The sequence below is a fragment of the Bradyrhizobium campsiandrae genome (assembly GCF_014529705.1).
GTDB lineage: Bacteria > Pseudomonadota > Alphaproteobacteria > Rhizobiales > Xanthobacteraceae > Bradyrhizobium > Bradyrhizobium campsiandrae.
This window is the reverse complement of record NZ_JAANIH010000056.1, coordinates 37,727-58,984: the sequence shown is the minus strand read 5'-3', so window position 1 is coordinate 58,984 and position 21,258 is coordinate 37,727. Positions and strand designations below refer to the sequence as shown.

Sequence of the window (21,258 nt, the reverse complement as noted above, 5' to 3'; positions counted from 1 at the left end):
GGCGCCGCCGCTCGACCGATGTGATCACCTCCGCCCTCGAAATCGTCATAGCGCTTCTCCTAGGATTACCCCTAGGACCTGCAGCGTTCGCCTCCGTCAAACAAGGCGGCCTTCCTCGTAGGCGTACGGCTATTGATGCGAAGGCAGGTTCGACCTGCGTGATGACGCCAGGCAGGCCGGCGTTGGCTGCGGCACGGGCTCGGGCAAGCTGGAAATCAATCTGGCGCTGCATCCGCCCTGTTTGCTGAGTCAGGACCGCGGCGCCCTCGGTATCACCTCTCGCGAGCAGCCGGCGCGCTTCGTCCGTCAGCACGGCCAATGGTGTCTTCAGGCCATGCGCGAGATTGCCCGCCTGCGTGCGGGCGCGGCGAACCATCTGGGTATTGGCGTCGATCAGAGCGTTGAGATCATCGACCAGCGGCCGAACTTCGGACGGGAAGTCACCAGGCAGGGTTTCTGCTTTGCCCGCGCGAATGTCGCCCAGCGCGTCGCGCAGACGGCGCATGGGACGCAGACCAAACCAGGCCTGCAACGTGCCGGCCCCAATTAGGGCTATTGCCAGTGTGCCGAGTGACAGGGCCAGCGCCTGATTAAAATGTCTCAGTACATCATCGACGATCCGCTGGTCGGCGCCAATTTGAAGCACGTAACCGTTTTCAGCGGTCTGCCACGGTCGCTCATATGCGATCATCGGCTCACCAGCCGGGCCAGCTTCGACTGAGCGAGTAAGCTGCCGATCCGCCCCCCGCGCGGGTGGCGGAAAACGCCGTTGCGGTTCGAGGGAGGCTGATTGTAGGACGATGCCGTTGCGATCGCTCACCTGCCAGTAATAGCCAGTCCCGGGCTGCGCGAAGCGCGGATCACTGAGCCTTTGTGCCAGAGCGACATGTCCGTCGGCCGTGCGGGCCAACAGACCTTCGAGCTCGTCGAGATGACCGATCAGCTCGGCATTGACAAGCTCCGTGACGTGCGCCCGGAACAGCGCGGAAATCGAAACGCCAGCGACAGCGATACCTGTCACGGTCGTGAGAATAACGCCAACCAGCAGCCGGGCGCGCAGACTTCTGACCATCAGCCGAACCTGTAGCCCAGACCGCGCAGGGTCCTGATGGTATCGCGGCCGATTTTGCGTCGCAGCCGACCGACATAGACCTCGATCGTATTCGAGCTGCGTTCCTCATTCAGGCCGTAGAGATGGTCGAGCAACTCGGCTTGCGTCACGACGCGGCCGACGCGATGCAGGAAGAGGTGGAGCAGGCGAAATTCCTGTGCCGTCAATTCGATCGGCTGGCCCGCAACATTGGCGGTGCCGGCAACGGGGTCAAGCACGATATCTCCGTGGCGCAATTCGGAGGTGGCTTGGCCCGCGACGCGCCGCATCAGCGCGCGCAGGCGAGCTGCGACTTCGTCGACGTGAAACGGCTTCGCCACATAGTCATCAGCCCCTGCATTGAGACCTTCCACCTTCTCAGTCCAGCTGCTGCGCGCAGTCAGGATCAGGACCGGTGTGGCGGCCCCGGTACGTCGCAACCTCCGTAAGACCTCGATGCCTGACAGGCCGGGTAAACCGAGATCGAGAACGATCGCGTCGAATTCTTCTTGCAGCGCGAAGGAAAGGGCGTGCTCACCATCTTCCACATGCTCAACGACAAAGCCAAAGCTGGCCAACCCTTCCTTCAGGCGGGCGCCAATGTCCTGATCGTCTTCGACAAGAAGAATGCGAATGGTCATGTCTCCTGATTGCTGCAGTCCGATACTGGATCAACCTGCATTTACGCTGACAGCTTGTGTTCAGACTAGCGTGGCAATCAGGCGTCTAGAAGTCAGTGTTGAGACTCGTGCCAATGTTAAAATTGCTCCTGATAATCGTTCGCATATCAACAATTATCTTGGTGACCCCAGCCTTCGCTCAGCAGGCCGCCGTGCTGTCGATTGATGCACTTGCCAATTCCGTCGTGGCAAGTAACCCCGAACGACGCTTTTATTTCCAGCAGATCGGGCTTGCAGGTGTTGAGCGCGACGCGGCTGATCGCCTGCCGGACCCTGAAGCTGCATTCGAGTTAGGCGAACGCCGGATGGCCGACGGCCTGACAGGTGCACCGAAAGGCGCCGGGCCGACATATGGCTTGTCGATTATGCAGCCGCTCGACTTTGCCGGACGCGGGGCGCTCCGTCGCGCCATCGCCGAGCATCAGATCGCGCTGGCGCGGCTCGGTCTTGCGCAATTCGACGCAACGCTCGCAAGCCGGGCACGCTCTTTGGGATATGCCTTGTTCGCGGCCGAGCGGAAAGCCGCCGCGGCACGCGACGTTGCCGCGCGGATGCGCGAGCTTGCACGCGTTGTGGAGCAGCGGGATCCGGCGGGCATCGCCACCACGCTGGACACGGCCATTCTGGATGCGGGTGCCATCACGGCGGAGCGAAATGCCGCGATGGCTGATTCCGAGACCAGCACGATCGTCTACGAACTGAATCAACTTCGCGGCGCGCCGCTCAAAGCGCGGCTCCGCATTGCTCCGCCCGATATCACGCTGCCCGGCCTTCCGTCGGTCGAGCGCATGGCGCAACAAGCTGGCATCAACAATTTCGAGATTCAGTCGCTGCGCGCGCAATTGCAGCAGCAAGGGTTGCGCGTTGACCTCGCACAAGCAGCGCGTGTGCCGAACGTCTCAGTCGGTCCCTACTTCAATCGCGCGAAGTCAGACAGCCGCGAGACCAATTTCGGCATACGGCTGACGACGACGTTGCCGCTTTGGAATAGCCAGGCTGCTGGCCTCGCACAGGAGTTGAGCCGTCAATCCCAGGGCGATGCGGCCCTGCTCGCCGCCAACCGACGGATCGCGAGGCAGGTTTACGAACAGGCAGCCTACTACGAGGCGAAGCGTCGAGCCCTTGCGGGCTGGCCAGCCGGGGCCACCGAGAAATTTGCGGCCGCAGCTACCGCCGCCGCCGATAGTTATCGCCAGGGAGCGATCCCGATCGCAACTTACGTCGAGATGCAGCGCCAGTATCTGGACGCGCTGTCGGCTCTGCTCGACACGCGACGTGAGGCTATGGAAGCGATGCTTCAACTTCGGGCGCTCAATGGCGGCCGCAGCTTCGACGGCGTGTCCCGATGACGCGGCGGATTCTGGAATGGACAACCGGTCGACCAGCCACGGTGATGATCATCGCTTTGCTGATCGCTGGTCTTGGAATCTGGTCTTTCGTGAATCTGCAAATCGATGTCATTCCCGACATCACAGGCGTGCAGGTGCAGATCAACACGACTGTTCCTGCCCTGGCGCCAGAGGAAATCGAGCGTCTTGTGACGCTGCCCATCGAGCGCAGCATGGGTGGTCAGCCGGGCCTGCGGGAAATGCGATCGCTCACCAAGACCGGACTGTCACAGGTCACGCTCATCTATCAGGACGGCACGGACCAGCTTCGCGCACGCCAATTCGTCAACGAGCGGCTTTCTGCAGTGCGCGACATGCTGCCAGCCGGATCATCGCCGCGCCTCGCTCCGATCACCACCGGGCTTGGCGAAATCTGGTACTACACACTCGAATGGGCGCAACCGCCGTCCGATTTGGACGAGCGGCAACAACTGATGGAGTTGTTCGAGGCTCAGGAATATATCGTGCGCCCGATGCTGCGCGCGATCGAGGGGGTCGCCGACGTCAATTCCAACGGCGGCCTCGAACGTCAGTTTGTCATCGAGCCTGATCTGAAGAAGCTCACGACAGCGGGCATCACGCCGAGCGAGCTTGCCCAGGCTGTTGGCGCCAACGTCGCCAATGCCGGCGGCGGGACCATCACCAAGAACGGCCAACGCTTCACCGTCCGAACCGAAGCGCGTGTCACGACGGCGGAGATGATCCGCGCATTACCCGTGAAATTCGCAGGTGGCGTGCGGCCGCTGACTGTAGCGGATCTGGCGACCGTGACCATCGGCCATGCTCCACGCGATGGCGCCGCGACCACCAACGGCAAGGAAACCGTGCTCGGCACAGTGATGATGCTGGTCGGGCAGAACAGCCGGGACGTTGCCCGGCGCGTCGATGCGCAATTGCCGAACCTGCGCGCCGCGCTGCCCAAAGGCATGATCCTTCAGGTTCAGTACGATCGTTCAGAATTGGTGGATCGCACCATCGCGACGGTCGAGCGCAACCTTGGCGAGGGAGCGTTGCTGGTCGCCGTCGTATTGCTGATCGTGGTCGGCAACTGGCGCGCGGCATTTATCGTCGCGTCGGTCATCCCGCTGGCCTTTCTCATGATGATCTCGGGCATGCATGCGCTCGGTATATCGGGCAATCTGATGAGCCTCGGCGCGCTCGACTTCGGCCTGGTCGTAGATGGCGCGATCGTCGTCGTGGAAAACACATTGCGTCTGATGGGCGAGGCACAGCGCCTCAAGGGGCGCGAGCTGACGGCCGATGAACGCCGTCGCATCGTCATCAACGCTGCGGGGGGCGTGGCGCGGCCCGTGTTCTTCGGCATGGCCATCATCGCGCTGGTTTATGTGCCGGTACTCAGCCTGGGCGGCGTCGAGGGGAAGCTGTTTCAGCCGATGGCGCAAGCCGTGATGCTGGCGCTGGCAGCGGCGCTGATCGTTACCTTTACGCTAGTGCCGGCGCTGTGCGCCCGGCTGCTACGAGGCGAGAAGGTGCGTCAGCCGAGCGTCAGTGAAAAGGAAGATTCTCTCCCGGAGATAACCGCCGACAACCACATCACGCATAACGGTGGCTTCGCCGGCCTCGTGATCCGGGGCTACCGTCCCGTCCTGGACTTCGCCCTCCGTCATCCCGCTGCCCTTCTCGTTCCATCGGCAGTCCTGTTGGCCGTGGCATTGAGGATATTCCTGACCCTTGGCTCGCAGTTTACGCCACGCCTCGATGAGGGCTCCATCACGGCGATGGTCTACAAGCCCGTGGGGATGTCGCTCGACCGTAGCCTTGAGATCGAGCAGCAAACCGAGCGTGAAATTTTGCGTCGCTTTCCGCAAGTGACCCGAACCTTCTCCCGCATCGGCACCAGCGCGGTTGCGACCGACCCGATGCCGCCGAATGAGAACGACCTCTACATCTTCTACAAGCCGCTCGACCAATGGCCGCAAGGTCCGGACATGCCGCGCAACAAGAGCGAGCTGGTTGCGGCGATCGAAAAGGCTGCCACTGCGCTGGCGCCGGAGCAGTCATTCCTTTTCGCGCAGCCTATCGAGATGCGCTTCAACGAAATGTTGGAGGGCACGCGGGCGGATCTGTCGGTCAAGATATTCGGAGACGACTACGACGTGCTTGAGCGGCTCGCCGCGCAGGCGCGAGAGGAATTGCAAGGCGTGCCCGGCACCGCCAATGCCGCATTCGAAGCGGCCAGCCGCACCCACAGTGTGGTGGTCGAGATCAATCACGACGCGATGGTGCGGTTGGGGCTGGGAACCGCCGAGGTCAACCGTGCCATTGCGTCAGCGATCGGTGGGGACGAGGTCGGCTTCATCGCGGACGGAGAGCATCGACACGCGATCGTCGTTCGTATGCCCGAGTCCTTACGCGCGGACACAAAATCGATCCTCTCCCTTCCATTGCGCGTCGGCGCGTCCGGCCTTGTGCCGCTGGACCGCGTTGCAAGTCTGCGCGAGATGAGAACGGTCGAACCGATCCTGCACGACAATGGTAAGCGCCGCGCCGCCTTGATGGTCAATCTCAACACCAGCGACATCGAAGGTTATGTGACCGCAGCGCGTGCACGCCTCGACGGCAAGCTTGCGCTGCCTGAATCCTATCGCATCGAGTTCGGAGGCCAGTTCCGTCAGCTAGAAGCGGCCCGAGCCCGTCTGATGATCGTCGTGCCGGCGGCGCTGCTGATGATCTTCTTGCTCGTTTATTCGGCGTTGGGGAGCGTCCGTCATGCCGCCGTCGTCTATACCGGTATTCCGTTTGCGATCACCGGTGGCGTGCTGGCACTCTGGCTACGTGACATGCCATTCTCGATCACCGCCGCGATCGGCTTTATCGCGGTCTCCGGCATCGCGATGCTGAATGGTCTCGTTCTGATCGATCATATCAATGCGTTGCGGCGGAAGCTGCCTGTTATCGAGGCAGTCCGGCAAGCCGCCACGGATCGGCTCCGTCCGGTATTGTCGACCGCCATGGTCGCGGGAATCGGCTTCGTACCGATGGCGATTTCACAGGGCGCGGGAGCGGAGGTGCAACGACCGCTCGCCACTGTCGTCATCGGCGGCGTCCTGTCGTCCACCGTTCTGACGCTGCTGCTGTTGCCGGCGATCTACCGATGGATGGAGCGCCGCTCCGCAGCCGTCGTCGAACGAGAGAAACAGCCGTTGGAAGTGGAGGTTTCAGCATGAAAAGATCGAATCGGCTCCGTGACGTGGCAATCTTAGCCGCTATGACGTCACTTTTCTTTGTCTCGCCGGCCCTCTCGCTCGCAAGTTCTCCTGTCCATGACAATCAACCCAGTCCTTTCTACGTGCAAAACCTGCCGGCGGAAGTGCGGGCAGGCCTTCAAAAATACAGGAAGGTATGTGGCGATGAATTGACAACAACGCGTGGCTTCAGCCGCTTCATTGACGTTGGGAACGTTCGTCTCATCGCTCTTCATCTTCATGAACTCAGATGTGGCGACCGCCTTACGTTTTGTAGCAGCGGAAAATGCCTCCATCAGGTCTACATGTCGCACCACGGACGATATCATCTGGTGATGAGTGTCAGGGCAAATGAAGTCACGTTGAGAGGCCTGGACAACACTCCGGCGATTGAAGTTGAATGCGGCTTTGGACTACAGCGTATGTGGCGATGGAACGGTAGGCGTTTCATCGGAAGATAGCATCATTGATCAGCCTGACCGGCCAAGTTTCCAGATCGATCTCGAAGGCAAGGCGCCTTTTCCTATGTGCTCAGCGCCGCGTTACAAAGCCTTAGAAATGTAATTCAGGACCATGTTCCATGCGAGCCCTTCATAAAGAGAACCATCTGATCGAACGAATAGGTTGGCTTCGCGCAGCGGTGCTAGGCGCCAATGACGGGCTGATTTCAACATCGAGTCTGATCGTCGGTGTTGCCGCCGCGACCGCCGCTTCCCACGAAATTCTGGTTGCTGGCGTAGCGGGGCTCGTCGCCGGAGCAATGTCGATGGCTGCAGGCGAATATGTGTCGGTCAGTTCCCAGGCCGATACGGAAGAAGCCGACATGGCGCGTGAGCGCCGCGAACTTGCCACGCAACCTGAAGCGGAGCTGGCCGAACTCGCCGCGATCTACGAGCAGCGTGGTGTAACGCCCGAACTGGCGCGACAGGTCGCCGAGCAGATGATGGCAAAGGACGCCTTCGGGGCCCATGCGCGGGATGAACTCGGACTGACCAGTCATGTGATGGCGAAGCCAGTTCAAGCGGCTTTCACTTCGGCGGTCACCTTCGCATCTGGCGCGACTTTGCCGCTGGCCGTCGCTCTCCTGTCGCCGGCCTGGACCGCCACCTGGACCGTCTCCATTGCCTGCCTCATCGGACTTGGCGTTCTCGGAGCGATCGGCGCTCGCGCTGGCGGCGCCAGCATATGGAAACCCACTCTTCGGGTCGTGTTTTGGGGAGCAGTCGCCATGGCCTCAACTGCGACCATTGGTGCCCTCATCGGTCGAGCCGTCTAGTTCGCGGAGCTCTCTATTTTTTAATCGATTTTGCACTCGATATTTGCATCGCTGCAGAATGGGATTTTCTGCGATGTATTCCAGCGGTACCCAATCACACATGCCGCGGACTTCAGGACTAGGAGAGAGCCACTGCGTACGCGGCCCAGATTTGGAAAGAGCTAGTCATTTCCTCATAGACCCGGGAGAAGCAAAATACCGGATACCTTGTACTTGGTCCGATATCAGCTCCGCGTTCGGTTCGGCGCACCCGTTTGGGTGGGGCTATTGGCGGCAGCCGGCGAACGCTGAAAGATGAGAGGATCACGATGCCCCAAAATAAATTAATCGCAGATTCAATCACATATGCGTTCGCACTTTTATCCAGTACGGCGCGCCATTCTCCTTGTGAGATTGGCTCTTTCCCCCACACATTGTCCTTGTTATTTCTGTAGCCTGCCGTCCGGCCATATCAGCCGTCACGCCTGCAGCGCCGTGCGCGCGGCCAGTATCTCGGGCCAGCGCCTTTACACTCGCCCTTGAAAGTGAAGGCGCGTTCTAGCTTTGTGTCAATCGAACGCCACGCCGATGCGCGTAGCGCTCCGCCAGACTATTCGACACTGTGAGCAAGCGCCGCCAGGTTCTATTTTCAGCTCGAAGGCATCCGGAATGTTCAGGGCAGCAGGAACTTCGAGGCAGGCGCCTGTGTCCGACAAGTTTCGGACGACGCAACTTATCACGGACGATCGCTGATTGAGAATGATCTTCCCCGTCAACAGCGTGCGGCGACGGCGAGTGGTGCGACGCTCCGTCATAACCAATACCAAACGACGCCGCAGGCGGTTGTCGCTGCCCCGCGTCTCGCCTCGACGGCCACCTTCGCGATTCCCGTATCGCGTGGCAGGTTATTGGCGAGTATTTTGAAGACGAGAGCCCCCGGCATAGCGCACTCGCAATACTTCAACGTAGAAACACCATCCGCGCGGTTTGGCCGAGCAGGACAAAGGCCAAAGATTCGTCCCAGTAGCTCAAGACTCCCAATCTGAATCGTTGGTGGTTCATGAGGGCCAAGGCACAGCTGATAGCCGCGCTCATAAACAGCATCATCGTAAGCGCTTTCCCGAATCCCCAGGGCAGCGGGCTTTGAGCACCGGCAAAGATCAGCACGATCAAAAGTTTGAGAGAAAGGCGACGGAGCACAAAGCGCGAGTCCGACGTCATTTTCGGCTCGGCTGCATAACGACGTCGTATCCGCGAAGAGGCAGTACGAAAGAGACACTGCGATAAACGCAATGTCGGTCGGGCAAAGGCATCCAAGCCCGTGCGGCGAAACCGAAACGCCGCTTTCAGAAAGGTTAAGGACAACGAATAAAGCAATCGCCGAAGACGAGGGCTTCGCGCGACGATGCGCTCGACAAGAACCATATCGATACCCACACTAGACCTCGGATCGAAATAAATCAGAGCGATCACATCGCTAGTGAAGTCGACGCGCCCGTGTCCGGTGAGTCTAAGCGGCTTGATATTGCGCAGGTAGTTATCGCCGAAGACCTTACAATATACGATGGTATATCCCGGATATTGTTTTGTATATCGGATCAACCCCGCAAGACACTGTCACTCAAGGAATGACGGTGATATCCAGCCAATGTCATCTAGCGGCTCCAACCCGCTGCCGACGCATGAGGATCAACGAGCAATGCCAAGCGACAGTAGTCGAGCAAGCGTGCCGCTCAGGTCGTTCTCGCGAGTCTGAATCATCAGTCTCGCCTGTGACGGCCGAGCGGCTCGTCACGGAGGTGAGACATGACTCTCCAATTTTTTACTCTGCCGGCTTCGCTCCGCGTTTCGCGGATCGCCTCGCCGAAACGCAATCCCGCATTCGCCGACCCGCGATGCGAGCGTGACCGTCCTTTCACGAAGTCTCCCCGCACGAACCGGACTCGACTGGTCGCGGCGTGGCGTGTCAATGGCGAGACCGGTCGGCTCGAATGCATCTGGATGCTTGACGCCGAACCAGACACGGGCGGCGGGTTGCGCCGATTGATCGAGCGCGCCGGACTCCTTCTTGCAGTTTACCAGCATGGTCGCTTTGCGGCGTGAGGCGTGTGATGCATTCCCTCACGCTGCATAAGGCCAGCACGGCGATGGTTCTGGTGTCCGCCGGCCTGGACGGGCTTCACCCCCGCCGGGGCGGCAATCCGTACTCGCGCAGAATCGCACGGTCGCGCGAAGGTGCGGACCCTCCCTGGTGAAGAGCGGCTGCGCTGCTCAAGCGCGGTCCGAATGCCGAGCGTCGTGAAGATGCATCGGTTTCATTATCCCCTCAGCCGACCAAGACCCCAAGCGCCGAAGACCGTGCCGAGAGGCGCATGGTCTCGGCGCTTGCGGCAGGAGATTCATCCAATGAATGCCCCCATCCTCAAGGCGGCTCTCAAGCCGCGCGGAAAAGACGAACGCAAGCTGTCGATGAAGGCGGTCCGTGAAGCCCAGAATGGGTTGGATGACACCTTCGAAAACGTCAAAGGCGACCGCAACGGCCTGATTGCCCGAGATGCGATCGAACGGCTGGCAAAAGACGGCCCCAATGAGGTTGCGCAAGAGCGACGCCTGCCAGCGGTTGTTCAGTTTTTTGGCGCTTTCAAGAATCCGTTCATTGCAGTGCTGCTGATCCTGGCTGGGATCAGCGCTGTAACGGACATCTGGCTTCGGCTTCAACATGGCGAGGATGCGGATCCGACAAAAGTCACCATCATCATCGTGATGGTGCTTGCCAGCGCCTTGATGCGCTTCGTTCAGGAGTACCGATCGAGCGCTGCGGCCGAAGCTCTGAAGGCGATGGTCCGCACGACGGCGACGGTTCTTCGTCGAGGATCGGCAACGTCAAATCCCGAAGCATTCGAAATCCCGATGCGAGAGATCGTCGCCGGCGACATCGTGCGTCTTTCAGCAGGGGATATGATCCCGGCAGACGTGAGGCTGATCGAATCCCGCGATCTGTTTGTGAGCCAGGCAGTGCTCACCGGTGAGGCCATCCCTGTTGAGAAGTATGACACGCTCGGGTCTGTCGCCGAGAAGTCCGCGGCGAGCGTAGCGTCCAGCGAAATGAACGCGCTCGACATGCCCAACGTCTGCTTCATGGGCACCAACGTCGTGAGCGGCACGGCGACCGCGCTTGTCGTTGCCACGGGTGCTCGCACCTATTTCGGATCGTTAGCCAAGGCGATCGTCGGATCGCGCGCTCAAACGGCGTTCGATCGCGGCATCAACAGTGTGAGCTGGCTGCTCATCCGCTTCATGCTCGTCATGGTTCCTGTCGTCTTTGTCATCAACGGCCTGACCAAAGGCGACTGGGTGGAAGCGCTGTTGTTCGGCCTTGCCGTCGCCGTCGGACTTACCCCCGAAATGCTGCCGATGATCGTTTCCTCGAACCTCGCGAAGGGCGCCGTAGCGATGGCGCGGCGCAAAGTCGTCGTGAAGCGACTCAACGCCATTCAGAACTTCGGCGCGATGGATGTTCTCTGCACGGACAAGACCGGCACGCTGACTCAGGACAAGATCATTCTGGAGCACCACGTCGACGTTACCGGGCAACCCAACGCTGACGTTCTCCGGTTGGGCTGGTTGAACAGCTACCACCAGAGCGGCGTGAAGAACCTGATGGATCAGGCCGTCGTGCGATTCGCCGGGGCGGAGCCAGCCATCACGAACACGGCCGCGAGCTACCGAAAAGTCGATGAACTTCCGTTCGACTTCGTGCGCCGCCGACTCTCAGTGGTCGTCGAGGGCGAGGACGGAGATCACTTGCTCATCTGCAAGGGCGCGGTTGAGGAGATGCTGTCGATCTCTACGCACGTCAGAAGAGGCAAAGATCTGATCCGCCTTGGTGACGTTGAGCGCAAGAATCTGGCTGCGATGGCTCGGGCGTACAACGAGGACGGATTCCGTGTGCTGGTCGTCGCCACCCGAGGGTTTGTGGCGTCCGAGGCCAAGACGCATTATGCCATCGCGGACGAAGCCGATCTCACGATTCAGGGGTTCCTTACTTTTCTCGACCCGCCAAAGGAGACGGCTGGACCAGCAATCGCTGCGCTCGCGGAGCATGGCGTCAAGGTCAAGGTTCTTACGGGCGACAATGCGGTCGTGAGTGCCAAGATCTGCCGTGAAGTAGGACTTGAACCGGGCCAAGCCGTACTCGGGCGCGACATAGAAAAATTGGACGACACCGCGCTTCGCGTTTTGGTCGAGGAGCGGACGATCTTCGCGAAGCTCACTCCGCTCCAGAAGTCGCGTGTATTGCAGGCGCTTCAGGCTAACGGTCATACCGTCGGATTTCTCGGTGACGGCATCAATGACGCCCCGGCGCTGCGCGATGCCGATGTCGGCATTTCCGTCGATAGCGGCGCCGATATTGCGAAGGAGTCGGCCGATATCATCCTGCTCGAGAAGAGCCTGATGGTTCTTGAGGAGGGTGTGCTGAAGGGGCGCGAAACCTTCGGCAACATCATGAAATACCTCAACATGACCGCCAGCTCGAACTTCGGAAACGTGTTTTCAGTGCTGGTGGCGAGCGCATTCATTCCGTTCCTGCCGATGCTGTCGATCCATTTGCTCGTGCAAAACCTGATGTACGACATTTCCCAATTGGCGCTGCCTTGGGATCACATGGACAAGGAGTTTCTCAGCAAACCGCGGAAGTGGGATGCCAAGAATATCGGTCGTTTCATGATCTGGATCGGGCCGACGTCCTCGATCTTCGACATCACGACGTTCGCTCTGATGTGGTTCGTCTTTGCCGCCAATAGCCCGGAGCATCAATCGCTCTTTCAGTCGGGCTGGTTCATCGAGGGCCTGCTTTCTCAAACGCTCGTGGTCCATATGCTGCGTACCCAGAAGATTCCCTTCGTCAACAGCACAGCGGCTTTGCCGGTCTTGCTGATGTCGAGCGTCATCTGCGTACTGGGGATCTATTTGCCGTTCTCTCCGCTGGGAGCAGCCATCGGATTGCAGCCCCTGCCTATCGCCTACTTCCCGTGGCTGGCCGGAACGCTGCTCTGCTACTGCCTCGTCGCTCAACTGATGAAGACCGTCTACATCCGCCGGTTCGGACAATGGTTCTGACGGCCAAGCGCATGAGAGGTCCTGATCATGTCCACATCACCGTTGATCCTGAGATTTGCGCCGCCGCAGGCTGGAGACTGCCCGCGACAAGGGCCGCCACCGCCGAGGCGACAAGCGCCGCGTCCGCCCCACAATCGCGAGCCGGGCGATGCCAGGTCGTCGCTTCGGAATCGGTTGGACAGACGTTTGTGTTGGGCTTTGGCGGTTTTGGCGATGTTCGTGACGCATGCGGCCGTTCACCTTGCTCGTCGCCGTCTGCTGGACGGTTTCAAGCTCAGATTCCTGCTGCGTTGCGGCGCACGGTTGAACAGAGCGGCGATATCGCGAATGCGGCGTTGCCGCTGGTGAGCCACACAAGCGCAAAACGATCGCTTGCATGGAACCAAAGCACGAGGCCCGGACCTGAACCGGACTTCGATCAGCAAGGAGCTTCAAATGGACGACCCATCTAGTCGCGGCGCGACCAACAACTCGCGCCGCTTGAATTCACGAGAAAACTAGGAGGGCAGCTCGCGGCTATTGGCGCCGGGCGCTCTCGCAACCCGACGCCAGGAGTAGCCCATGACTTATTTTACGACCCACGGACTTCCCAATTTCACTATCACCACCGGACTGAAGGTTTTCAGGCGTCGTCGGGTTCTTTTTTGCCGACTGATGGTGATCGCTTTCTACTTGCTGGCGCTCGGTCTTGTAGCGGTTCTTCAGGTAACCAAAGCGCACGCGCAAGAACTTCAAACGACTCCCGGCCATCCGGATGCGGCACGGCTCAACACTAGTGGACCGCAACCCATCCTGGCGATGCCAACGAAGGCACCGGGGGCCTCGCGTGACAATAAGGTGGAATCGGGCGGGCCCGACTGGTCGGGCGTCTATTTTGGCGGACACACCGGTTTCGGGGCTGGCAGCCTTGGCCCGGGAACGAACCCCGTCTTGAATCAGTCCGTTGGCCTGCCGCCTACGGTGACAGGAATGATCGGCGGCTTTCAGGGAGGCTACAACTTTCAGGCCAGCGATCGTTGGGTGCTCGGCGCGGAAGCCGATGTCACTTTTGTGAGCCCGCCCGATGAGACGCGACGGATACCGGCTCCCTTCAACACATCCCTGGATGTCGTGGGGACGGTGCGTGGCAGGATCGGCTATGCTTTTGGCCCATTCCTCCCCTATGCAACGGGAGGCCTCGCTTGGACACGAACGAACGTCGACATCAATGGCGATGACGGCAGCGTTTTGTCAAAACTGGGGCGCTGGCACGCTGGGTGGACGGCAGGCGCAGGTGTCGAAATGGCCTTGGGCGGACCATGGACGGCACGCGTCCAGTACGACTACCTCGATCTGGCTTCCTCGACCTATCGACTCGATGGTGCCGGACTGCGCGATGTGTCCGTCCGCCCCCGAACCCAGAGGTTCACGCTTGGCCTGAACTACCGACTGGGCGATGTGGCCTCGACACTCCCAAGACCACCGGCAACTGTCGAAATGTCGCCGGACTGGAATATTCATGGCCAGACCACATTCATCGCCCAAGGCTATCCCGCGATTCGTTCCCCCTACGCTTCCAGCGCCAGCCTGCCCGGTGGTGGGCAAGTTCGTGAGACGTGGACCGCGGACGCATTTCTTGGCGTGAGGCTTTGGGACGGTGGTGCGTTCTATTTCAATCCCGAGCTAGCCCAAGGCTTCGGGCTGAACGGGACGCTCGGACTCGCAGGCTTTCCAAATGGAGAAGCGCAAAAAGGCGGCGCTGAATTTCCGAAATTTCGGCCACAGCGCTACTATCTTCAGCAGACATTCGGTCTTGGTGGCGAGCAGGAGGATGTCGCAGACGGCCCCCTGCAACTGGCGGGGCGACGCGATATCGATCGCGTCACTGTCACGGTTGGTCGTTTCGCGGTTGGCGATTTCTTCGACGCGAATGCCTATGCCAAGGATCCGCGCGCGGATTTCATGAATTGGGCAATCTGGTCGTCGGGGGCCTATGACTTCCCCGCCGACCTTCCCGGCATGACGCGCGGTGCGGTCATCGAGCTGAATCGTAAGGATTGGGCTGTGCGAGCCGGGGCCTTCCAAGTGCCCAGGGAGCCGAACAGTGATGTTTTGGTCTTCAATGGGGGCGGCGGTGGCGCCGTCGAGTTCGAGGAACGGCACAGCCTGTTCGGGCAGCCGGGTAAGGTTCGGATCGGCGCTTTCATCAACCGTGGTTACACCGGCGCGTATCGCGACGCTATCAACCTCGCGCAAGCGAGCCCTCAAACAGATATCAACGATGCGATGACGGCCCTGCGCCGCAATCAGAATAAGTATGGCTTTTATGGAAATATCGAACAGGCTTTGACAGCTGACCTCGGGCTTTTCGCCCGTGCAAGCTGGAACGACGGCCGCACCGAAATCCTCTCCTTCACGGACATCGACCGCAGCATTTCCGGTGGTTTCTCCCTAAAGGGTTCTGCATGGGGACGGCCTGCGGACACGATCGGAGTCGGTGCTGCGGTCAACGGCCTCTCGAGTGCACATCGTAACTTCCTCGCCGCCGGAGGCACGGGGTTGCTGATCGGTGATGGGAGACTGCGCTACGGCCACGAGTCGATCGTCGAGGCGTATTACGCCTTGCGGGTCAACGGCTGGAGCACCGTCACCTTCGACTATCAGTTTGTTGCAAACCCCGCCTACAACGCCGACCGCGGACCAGCCTCGATTCTGTCGCTTCGCGCCCACGCCGAATTCTGACAGCGAGTGGAGTGGCAATTCCAGCAATAGCGCGGGCTTGCGCCTCGGGAGGGCGCGACCGACGCAACGAGATGGGAACACATTCAGATGGATTGGCAAAGCCTTGGCCACACCGCACTCACGCTCGGGGGCGCATTCCTTCTTGGCGGCTTGATCGGCTTCGAACGGCAATGGCGCCAGCGCCTGGCCGGGCTGCGAACCAATACCCTCGTCGCGCTCGGCGCGGCCATCTTCGTCCTCTTTGCCGGGCTGTTCCCCGGCGAGGCGAGCCCGACGCGCGTTGCGGCCCAGATTGTTTCCGGCATCGGCTTTATGGGCGCCGGCATCATCTTCAAGGAAGGGTTGAATGTGCGCGGGCTCAACACCGCCGCGACGCTGTGGTGCTCCGCCGCGATCGGCGCGCTGTGTGGGGCCGGATTTTTCTTTCATGCATTGATTGCGACGACGTTCGTCATCGCCGTCAACGCAGTTCTGCGCCCGCTCGTGCGCCTCGTTGAGCGCCAGTCATTCGCCGCAAGCCCGTTGGACAGCGCATATGCGATCAGCATCATCTGCCATGGAGAGGCTGAGGCGCATGTTCGGGCGCTTCTTCTTCGCGATCTCGCCGGTGCGCTGCACATCCGCGACCTCGAAAGCACGAATATCGAGGACACAAACCGAGTCCAGGTGAGCGCGACAGTGCGAGCCGACACTCGGCAGGATCGCCTTTTGGAACAGATTATCGGTCGTCTCAGTCTGGAGCCGCTGGTAACATCTGCTCGGTGGCGGTTCGAGCCAGGCGAGTGACCGAGAAGCAATAGTTATCTAGGTACACGGCGGAGTAGATTCTCCAGGGAAGAATATTGAAAGTAGGTAAGTTGATCGAGAAGGTGAACAATGCTCAAGATCGCCAATGATATACGTCCCGGATCGGCGCTGACGTTGATCGCGATGGGCGTTGCGATGGCCGGCATTTTTATCGCCGATACGGTCACGGACTACGCCATCGCAGCGGCCGTATTCTACACAGCGGTCATTCTCGTTGCGACACGCATCTTGTCTGGCACGGCTGTAGTGGCCCTCGCTTGCATTTGTGTCGCGCTGACCCTGATCAGTTTTTTCTTGACCCACTCCGGTGCGTATGAGGTCGGCATCGTCAATACCGGGATTAGTATCGTTGCGATCGGCGTTACAACCTATCTCAGTTTAAGGATGGTGGCTGCGAAGGCCGAGGCGCTGGAGGCGCGCGATCGGCTTTTGCGAATTGCGCGGGTCACGACGCTCGGTCAACTGTCGGCGTCGATCGCGCACGAAGTCAACCAGCCCCTGGCTGCCGTCGTCGCCAGCGGCGGCGCGTGCACCCGATGGCTTGCCCAGGAGCCGCCAAATCTCGACAAGGCCCGCCTCGCGCTCGACCGCATCGTCAGCGATGCCAACCGGGCAAGCCAGGTCATCGCGCGCATTCGCGCCCTTTCGAAGGGCGAGGCGCCGCGCCGACAACCATTCGACCTCAGGGAAGCTGTCATGGAAATCGCGACCTTGTCGCGCGGCGAGATCGAGCGTGGCGGCGTCGCCTTGCAACTGGACCTGCATGACGGCCTACCTCGCGTTTTTGCCGATCGGGTCCAGATCCAGCAGGTCATCAGCAATCTCGTCCTCAATGCGACCGAGGCGATGTCGGACCGCGCATTGCCCGAGCGTCGTCTGCGAATTGCCGCCTCGCAGGATGGACGGGATGCGATCGTTCTCGCGGTGGCCGATTCCGGCACCGGTCTGGCGCCGGGAGCTCGTGAGCACCTCTTTGACGCCTTCTGGACGACGAAAGAGGGAGGCATGGGTCTTGGCCTTACCATCAGTCAGACGATCGTTGAAGCGAATGGCGGACAGATTTCCGCGGCTCCAGTCCCTGGAGGCGGGACCGTATTTGAGGTGCGCCTGCCGCGCCACATGGAGGCAGCCTGATGAAAAATGAACCGACGGCGGATTCGCGGCCGCAGCCCATCGTCTATGTCATCGATGACGATCGGTCCGTTCGCGCCGCGCTCGAAGATTTGCTCGCATCCGTTGGGCTACAGGTGCGCTCGTATAGCTCGGTTGCCGAATTTCTGGAAAGCTCCATGCCGGACGCGCCCGGCTGCCTGCTGCTCGATGTGAGAATGCCCGGACAAAGCGGGATCGATTTTCATCGGCAAATGCCTGAATACGGCATTCATCTGCCGACGATATTCATCACGGGACATGGGGACATCACGATGGGCGTGAACGCCATCAAGAATGGCGCCTTCGAGTTCTTGACCAAGCCGTTTCGCGACCAAGACCTGCTGGATGCTATCCAACAAGCGATCGAAAAAGACCGGCGAAGGCGCGAGAGCGAAGCGCGTTCGCTGGATTTGAATGCGCGTTGGGAGACATTGACGCCCGGCGAACGAGACGTTTTCAAGCTCGTTGTAAAGGGCCTCCTCAATAAACAAATCGCCGCCGACCTGAATGTTAGCGAGATCACGGTGAAGGTTCGCCGTAGCCATCTCATGCAGAAGATGCAGGCCAAGACGATTATTGACCTTGTTAGAATGTCGGACAGTTTGAGCGTTTGAATCTCGACTGAGAGGAGAGCCCCTGCACCGCGAACTGGTGCGCGATCTGCGCGGGCGTGCCACCCCCCCCCTTTCAGAACACGGTATATTTCGAAGATACGTTGGTATATCGAATCTATATAAGATCATCGGCCAATGAGCGTCTGTAGCCGTCTATTCTAGGGTGAGAATCGGGAGGTCTTGCCTTAGCTGCGGTCGGGGCGCGATGGTCGTGGTAGATGGTGCTTACAGAGCGATGCTCGCAACGAGCGGACGATGGACCGTCGCGAGGCCAGGAATCATTTCGAATAGATCTCGGTCGCAATTGACCGATGCTTGAATTCCGCCAGATCCGGTATTTTCTTGCGGCGGCCGAATATGGCAGCTTCCGAAAGGCGGCCTTGGCCTTGGGAATACAGGAATCGGCGATCAGCCGTCGCGTTCGCGATCTCGAAGACGAACTCGGCGCTTCCCTATTTCAGAGGCACAACGGCGGCGTCTGCCTGACGTTGGCAGGACAGCAGTTTGTGCGTCGAGCACGCAAAGCACTTCAACAGATCGACTGCGGCGCGAAGGATGTGGCCGCCATAGGTCGCTCCGAGCGGGGGCATATCAAGGTCGGCATCTTTTCGTCGCTCGCGTCTGGATTCCTGTCCGATCTGCTGGGAGCCTACGGCAAGGAGCATGCAAGTGTACGGGTCGAATTTTTTGACGGCGATCCTGCGGATCACGTTGCCTCGATCCGGCGACTTCAACTCGATGTGGCTTTTATCACGGGAACCACACAGTGGTCGGACTGTGAAACAGAGCAACTTTGGTCCGAGCGAGTATTCGCCGTACTTCCCAGCGATCATCCTCTCTCTGAGAAATCGGAGCTTGGCTGGCGTGATCTTGTGGACGAGAGATTCATTGTAAGTGACGGTGCCCCTGGATCGGAAATTCACGACTATTTGGTTCAACGCCTCGCCGATCTTGGGCGTCACCCAGAAATCGATACCCAATACGTCGGGAGGGACAATCTCCTGTCGCTTGTGGCGATCGGCCAAGGCGTCACGGTCATGAGCGAGGCCGGGACGGCGGCTCAGTTTCCGGGAACTGCCTATCGGCAGCTTGCCGGCGAGGTTCTGCCGTTCTGCGCGGTGTGGTCGCCGCGGAATGATAACCCGGCCTGGCGCCGCCTCCTCAGTCTTGCGCGTTCAATGTCGCGCTCGGCTGCCGCCACAATCATTCAGACGGTTTCGGCAGTTCTTTTGACTTCCTCGCTTTCGCAAATCCCCGATCCGTGGCTATGAACCGCTCCAGCATCGGAGCGATGAGGCGAACGGGATCGGCCGGCGGTTGCCTCGCTTCGCGGCCGAGAATTTCTGCGTAGGCCGTTAGGTCGCGATGCAGGCTTGCCGGTAACTCCACCGTGACCTTCACCGGTTTGTCGTCGACGATCGCTCCCAATTTCAGCTTGGTCATGTCAGCCTCCGTAGGGTTCGAGAACGAGATCGCGGGTGACGATGACGCGGACGGGCAAGCCTGGCCGGATGGTGAGGGTCGGTGCGATGTTGAGCTGGCGCTGGACGATCTGCTGGCCGGTTTGACTGACGCTATTGGAGGCACCCTGTCGCAGCGCCCGCACAATATCGCTGTCCTGGCCAGACGAGCCCGCCTCCGCACCGATGCTCAGAATCGTGGAAAGTGCAGCGGCCTTGAACAGTTCGCCCCAGTGATAGTCGACGCCATCCTCAAGGCCCGCATAGCCCTCGGCGTCCGCACCAGGCTGACGCTCCAGAACGATGGAGCGGCCATTGGGGAAGATCAGCCGGTTCCAGACGAGAAGTATGCGCCTCTGACCGAAGCCGACGCCACTGTCATACTGGCCGATAACGCGCGTGCCCTGTGGCACAAGCAGGATCTTGCCGGTCGGGCTGTCATAGATGTTCTCCGTCACCTGTGCGGTTTTCCGCGCGGCCGACCAGAACCCGGTGGCTGGGGGCGTTCTCGCCGGTGGCGCGGGTGTCGGGGACGATGCGCACGCCCTTGGCTTGGACGCTGAGGGTTACGATTTCGCCGGTGAACTCGTTCGAGCCGGTCTTCTTGAAGGTGCCGATGGTCGCCATTGTAAGTCTCCGTTTCGTTTTCGGGACCGCTCCATTGCGGCCTCGATGGCGATCGACAGGCCGGAGGCGACCGACGCCGCATCGCTTGCGACCGGAGCAACGCGGAGGATGGCAGGAACGACTTTGTTGTTTCGCGAGGAATGACGGCCTTGGCCGGCAGGGGAAGAAAGTCGGGACGCGCCGTTGCGGCATAGGCGGTCGAGGCGCAGCCGTCCTTCGGTCAGATCAGGCCATTGGAGAGGCCGTTCGGAGCGGTCTGGAGACAATCAGGAACGGAAGATCATGGCGACCCGGTCGCAACCAGCAGACGGCGCAAGCTGAAGATCATCTGCGACCCGTCCTCCCCTTGTACAGGCGAGGGTCGAGCTTTCGTTTCGAAGTCGGCCAGTGGAGATGACGCCCTCGACTTCGTGTTGCACCGTTCCCGCGCACAGAGGCGCCGAGCAGAAATCCGGGCGCTGTTGAGGCGGCCGCACGATGGGCTTCAGTCAGGTTCCGGTGACGCGGCTCCCTCTCCAACTGCACAACGCTGAGGGCTGAAACCCCCGACTGGTCGTCCCGGCGACGGTTCCGTCGTGGTGTCAGGCTGGTGCAATGCCCTGGCTGGACGGGCCGGTGCTTGCCATCCCAGCGACGCGCGCGAACGCGGTGACGCCGACCGCGACCGCACCGATGACGGAGAACACGAGCTGCCAGGTCTCCGACGGCATGGTGTGTTTCACGATGCCATGCGTGGCGTGGAAGCCGGCGATCGCCGCGGGTGCGACAAATGCCAGCGCGATCAGCAGGCGTGCCCAGAGCGGGCGGACAATTCCAAGCAAGAGCTGCCCCACGCCCAACGTCAGGCCGGCGCCGAGCATGCCGATAAGGATGGCGCCGAGCCAGCCCGCGCCAGTGTCATAGGCCCAGGTGCCGGCGGTCACGCCCGCGAAGAATGGCAGTGCGAACACCGCGAGCGTGAACAGCAACCAGCACAAGATGCCGATGGCTGCGAAGGATAGGACAATGCCGAGGATAATCATGGTGGTGTCTCCGAAAGAGCAAATTCTGACGGTCGCGCCTTCCACCACCACCACGGCGCATTCGGGAGCATAGCAAAAGCTGTGCTCCGTCGGGAGCGGAAACCGCAGGGGTCTC

Annotated in this window: 16 protein-coding genes and 2 pseudogenes; 10 read left to right on the top strand and 8 right to left on the bottom strand. The window is 60.5% G+C overall.

Translation table 11 applies throughout. The features are described 5' to 3' along the window. Nucleotides 1-1,072, bottom strand: a 1,072-nt coding sequence (locus tag G8O24_RS31860) for a hypothetical protein (RefSeq protein ID WP_188106287.1), incomplete at its 3' end; no start/stop codon positions are given. Next, complete coding sequence (locus G8O24_RS31855; protein WP_024343199.1) at nucleotides 1,072-1,725, bottom strand: response regulator transcription factor; 654 nt, start codon at nucleotides 1,723-1,725, stop codon at nucleotides 1,072-1,074. The genes G8O24_RS31855 and G8O24_RS31860, both read right to left, overlap by 1 nt. 197 nt (nucleotides 1,726-1,922) lie before the next feature. On the opposite strand from G8O24_RS31855, the gene G8O24_RS31850 reads away from it, so the two are divergent. From G8O24_RS31850 to G8O24_RS31840, 3 genes are all read left to right on the top strand, one after another. Then, nucleotides 1,923-3,119: a TolC family protein gene (locus G8O24_RS31850; protein WP_332119274.1), complete on the top strand. Its 1,197-nt coding sequence runs from the start codon at nucleotides 1,923-1,925 to the stop codon at nucleotides 3,117-3,119. Continuing rightward, nucleotides 3,116-6,346, top strand: coding sequence for an efflux RND transporter permease subunit (locus G8O24_RS31845; protein WP_006022564.1), 3,231 nt, complete (start codon nucleotides 3,116-3,118; stop codon nucleotides 6,344-6,346). The genes G8O24_RS31850 and G8O24_RS31845 overlap by 4 nt, the downstream gene beginning before the upstream one ends. Before the next feature lie 598 nt (nucleotides 6,347-6,944). Beyond that, on the top strand, nucleotides 6,945-7,640 hold the full coding sequence (locus tag G8O24_RS31840; protein ID WP_006022566.1) for a VIT1/CCC1 transporter family protein: 696 nt from the start codon (nucleotides 6,945-6,947) through the stop codon (nucleotides 7,638-7,640). Between the two features lie 548 nt (nucleotides 7,641-8,188). Here G8O24_RS31840 and G8O24_RS45715 read toward each other — a convergent pair. Continuing rightward, nucleotides 8,189-8,434: a PilZ domain-containing protein gene (locus G8O24_RS45715; protein WP_080655009.1), complete on the bottom strand. Its 246-nt coding sequence runs from the start codon at nucleotides 8,432-8,434 to the stop codon at nucleotides 8,189-8,191. Between the two features lie 145 nt (nucleotides 8,435-8,579). After that, nucleotides 8,580-9,056, bottom strand: coding sequence for a hypothetical protein (locus G8O24_RS31830; protein WP_124810153.1), 477 nt, complete (start codon nucleotides 9,054-9,056; stop codon nucleotides 8,580-8,582). A gap of 369 nt (nucleotides 9,057-9,425) precedes the next feature. Here G8O24_RS31830 and G8O24_RS31825 point away from each other — a divergent pair, with 369 nt between their 5' ends. From G8O24_RS31825 to G8O24_RS31795, 7 genes are all read left to right on the top strand, one after another. Next, nucleotides 9,426-9,722 carry a hypothetical protein gene (locus G8O24_RS31825; protein ID WP_006022569.1) on the top strand — a complete coding sequence of 99 codons (297 nt, stop codon included), beginning with the start codon at nucleotides 9,426-9,428 and terminating at the stop codon, nucleotides 9,720-9,722. A 303-nt stretch (nucleotides 9,723-10,025) separates the two neighbouring features. After that, a complete protein-coding gene (gene mgtA, locus G8O24_RS31820) occupies nucleotides 10,026-12,740 on the top strand; it encodes a magnesium-translocating P-type ATPase (protein ID WP_006022571.1) in 2,715 nt (904 codons plus the stop codon). A gap of 561 nt (nucleotides 12,741-13,301) precedes the next feature. Further along, nucleotides 13,302-15,461: a carbohydrate porin gene (locus tag G8O24_RS31815; RefSeq protein WP_006022572.1), complete on the top strand. Its 2,160-nt coding sequence runs from the start codon at nucleotides 13,302-13,304 to the stop codon at nucleotides 15,459-15,461. Nucleotides 15,462-15,548: 87 nt separating this feature from the next. Next, complete coding sequence (locus tag G8O24_RS31810; protein ID WP_006022573.1) at nucleotides 15,549-16,247, top strand: MgtC/SapB family protein; 699 nt, start codon at nucleotides 15,549-15,551, stop codon at nucleotides 16,245-16,247. A gap of 90 nt (nucleotides 16,248-16,337) precedes the next feature. After that, the gene (locus G8O24_RS31805) at nucleotides 16,338-17,402 is read left to right on the top strand and encodes a sensor histidine kinase (RefSeq protein WP_006022574.1); all 1,065 of its coding nucleotides are present in this window, start codon (nucleotides 16,338-16,340) and stop codon (nucleotides 17,400-17,402) included. Next, a complete protein-coding gene (locus G8O24_RS31800; RefSeq protein ID WP_006022575.1) occupies nucleotides 17,402-18,034 on the top strand; it encodes a response regulator transcription factor in 633 nt (210 codons plus the stop codon). Before G8O24_RS31805 ends, G8O24_RS31800 begins: the two co-directional genes overlap by 1 nt. 311 nt (nucleotides 18,035-18,345) lie before the next feature. After that, entirely contained in the window at nucleotides 18,346-19,305 is a 960-nt protein-coding gene (locus tag G8O24_RS31795) for a LysR family transcriptional regulator (RefSeq protein WP_024343196.1), read from the top strand. On the opposite strand, the gene G8O24_RS31790 is transcribed toward G8O24_RS31795, so the two are convergent. The 4 genes and pseudogenes from G8O24_RS31790 to G8O24_RS31775 all read right to left on the bottom strand — a co-directional run bounded on the left by G8O24_RS31790 (nucleotide 19,238) and on the right by G8O24_RS31775 (nucleotide 21,143). After that, nucleotides 19,238-19,477: a DUF2274 domain-containing protein gene (locus tag G8O24_RS31790; RefSeq protein WP_006022577.1), complete on the bottom strand. Its 240-nt coding sequence runs from the start codon at nucleotides 19,475-19,477 to the stop codon at nucleotides 19,238-19,240. The genes G8O24_RS31795 and G8O24_RS31790 overlap by 68 nt on opposite strands. Nucleotide 19,478: 1 nt before the next feature. Beyond that, a pseudogene (locus tag G8O24_RS31785) lies at nucleotides 19,479-19,961 on the bottom strand (TraB/TrbI/VirB10 family type IV secretion system protein); the annotation flags it as partial. 1 nt (nucleotide 19,962) lies between these two features. Further along, a pseudogene (locus G8O24_RS31780) lies at nucleotides 19,963-20,121 on the bottom strand (DUF736 family protein); the annotation flags it as partial. Between the two features lie 581 nt (nucleotides 20,122-20,702). Beyond that, on the bottom strand, nucleotides 20,703-21,143 hold the full coding sequence (locus G8O24_RS31775; RefSeq protein WP_006022613.1) for a hypothetical protein: 441 nt from the start codon (nucleotides 21,141-21,143) through the stop codon (nucleotides 20,703-20,705). Nucleotides 21,144-21,258 lie beyond the last annotated feature (115 nt).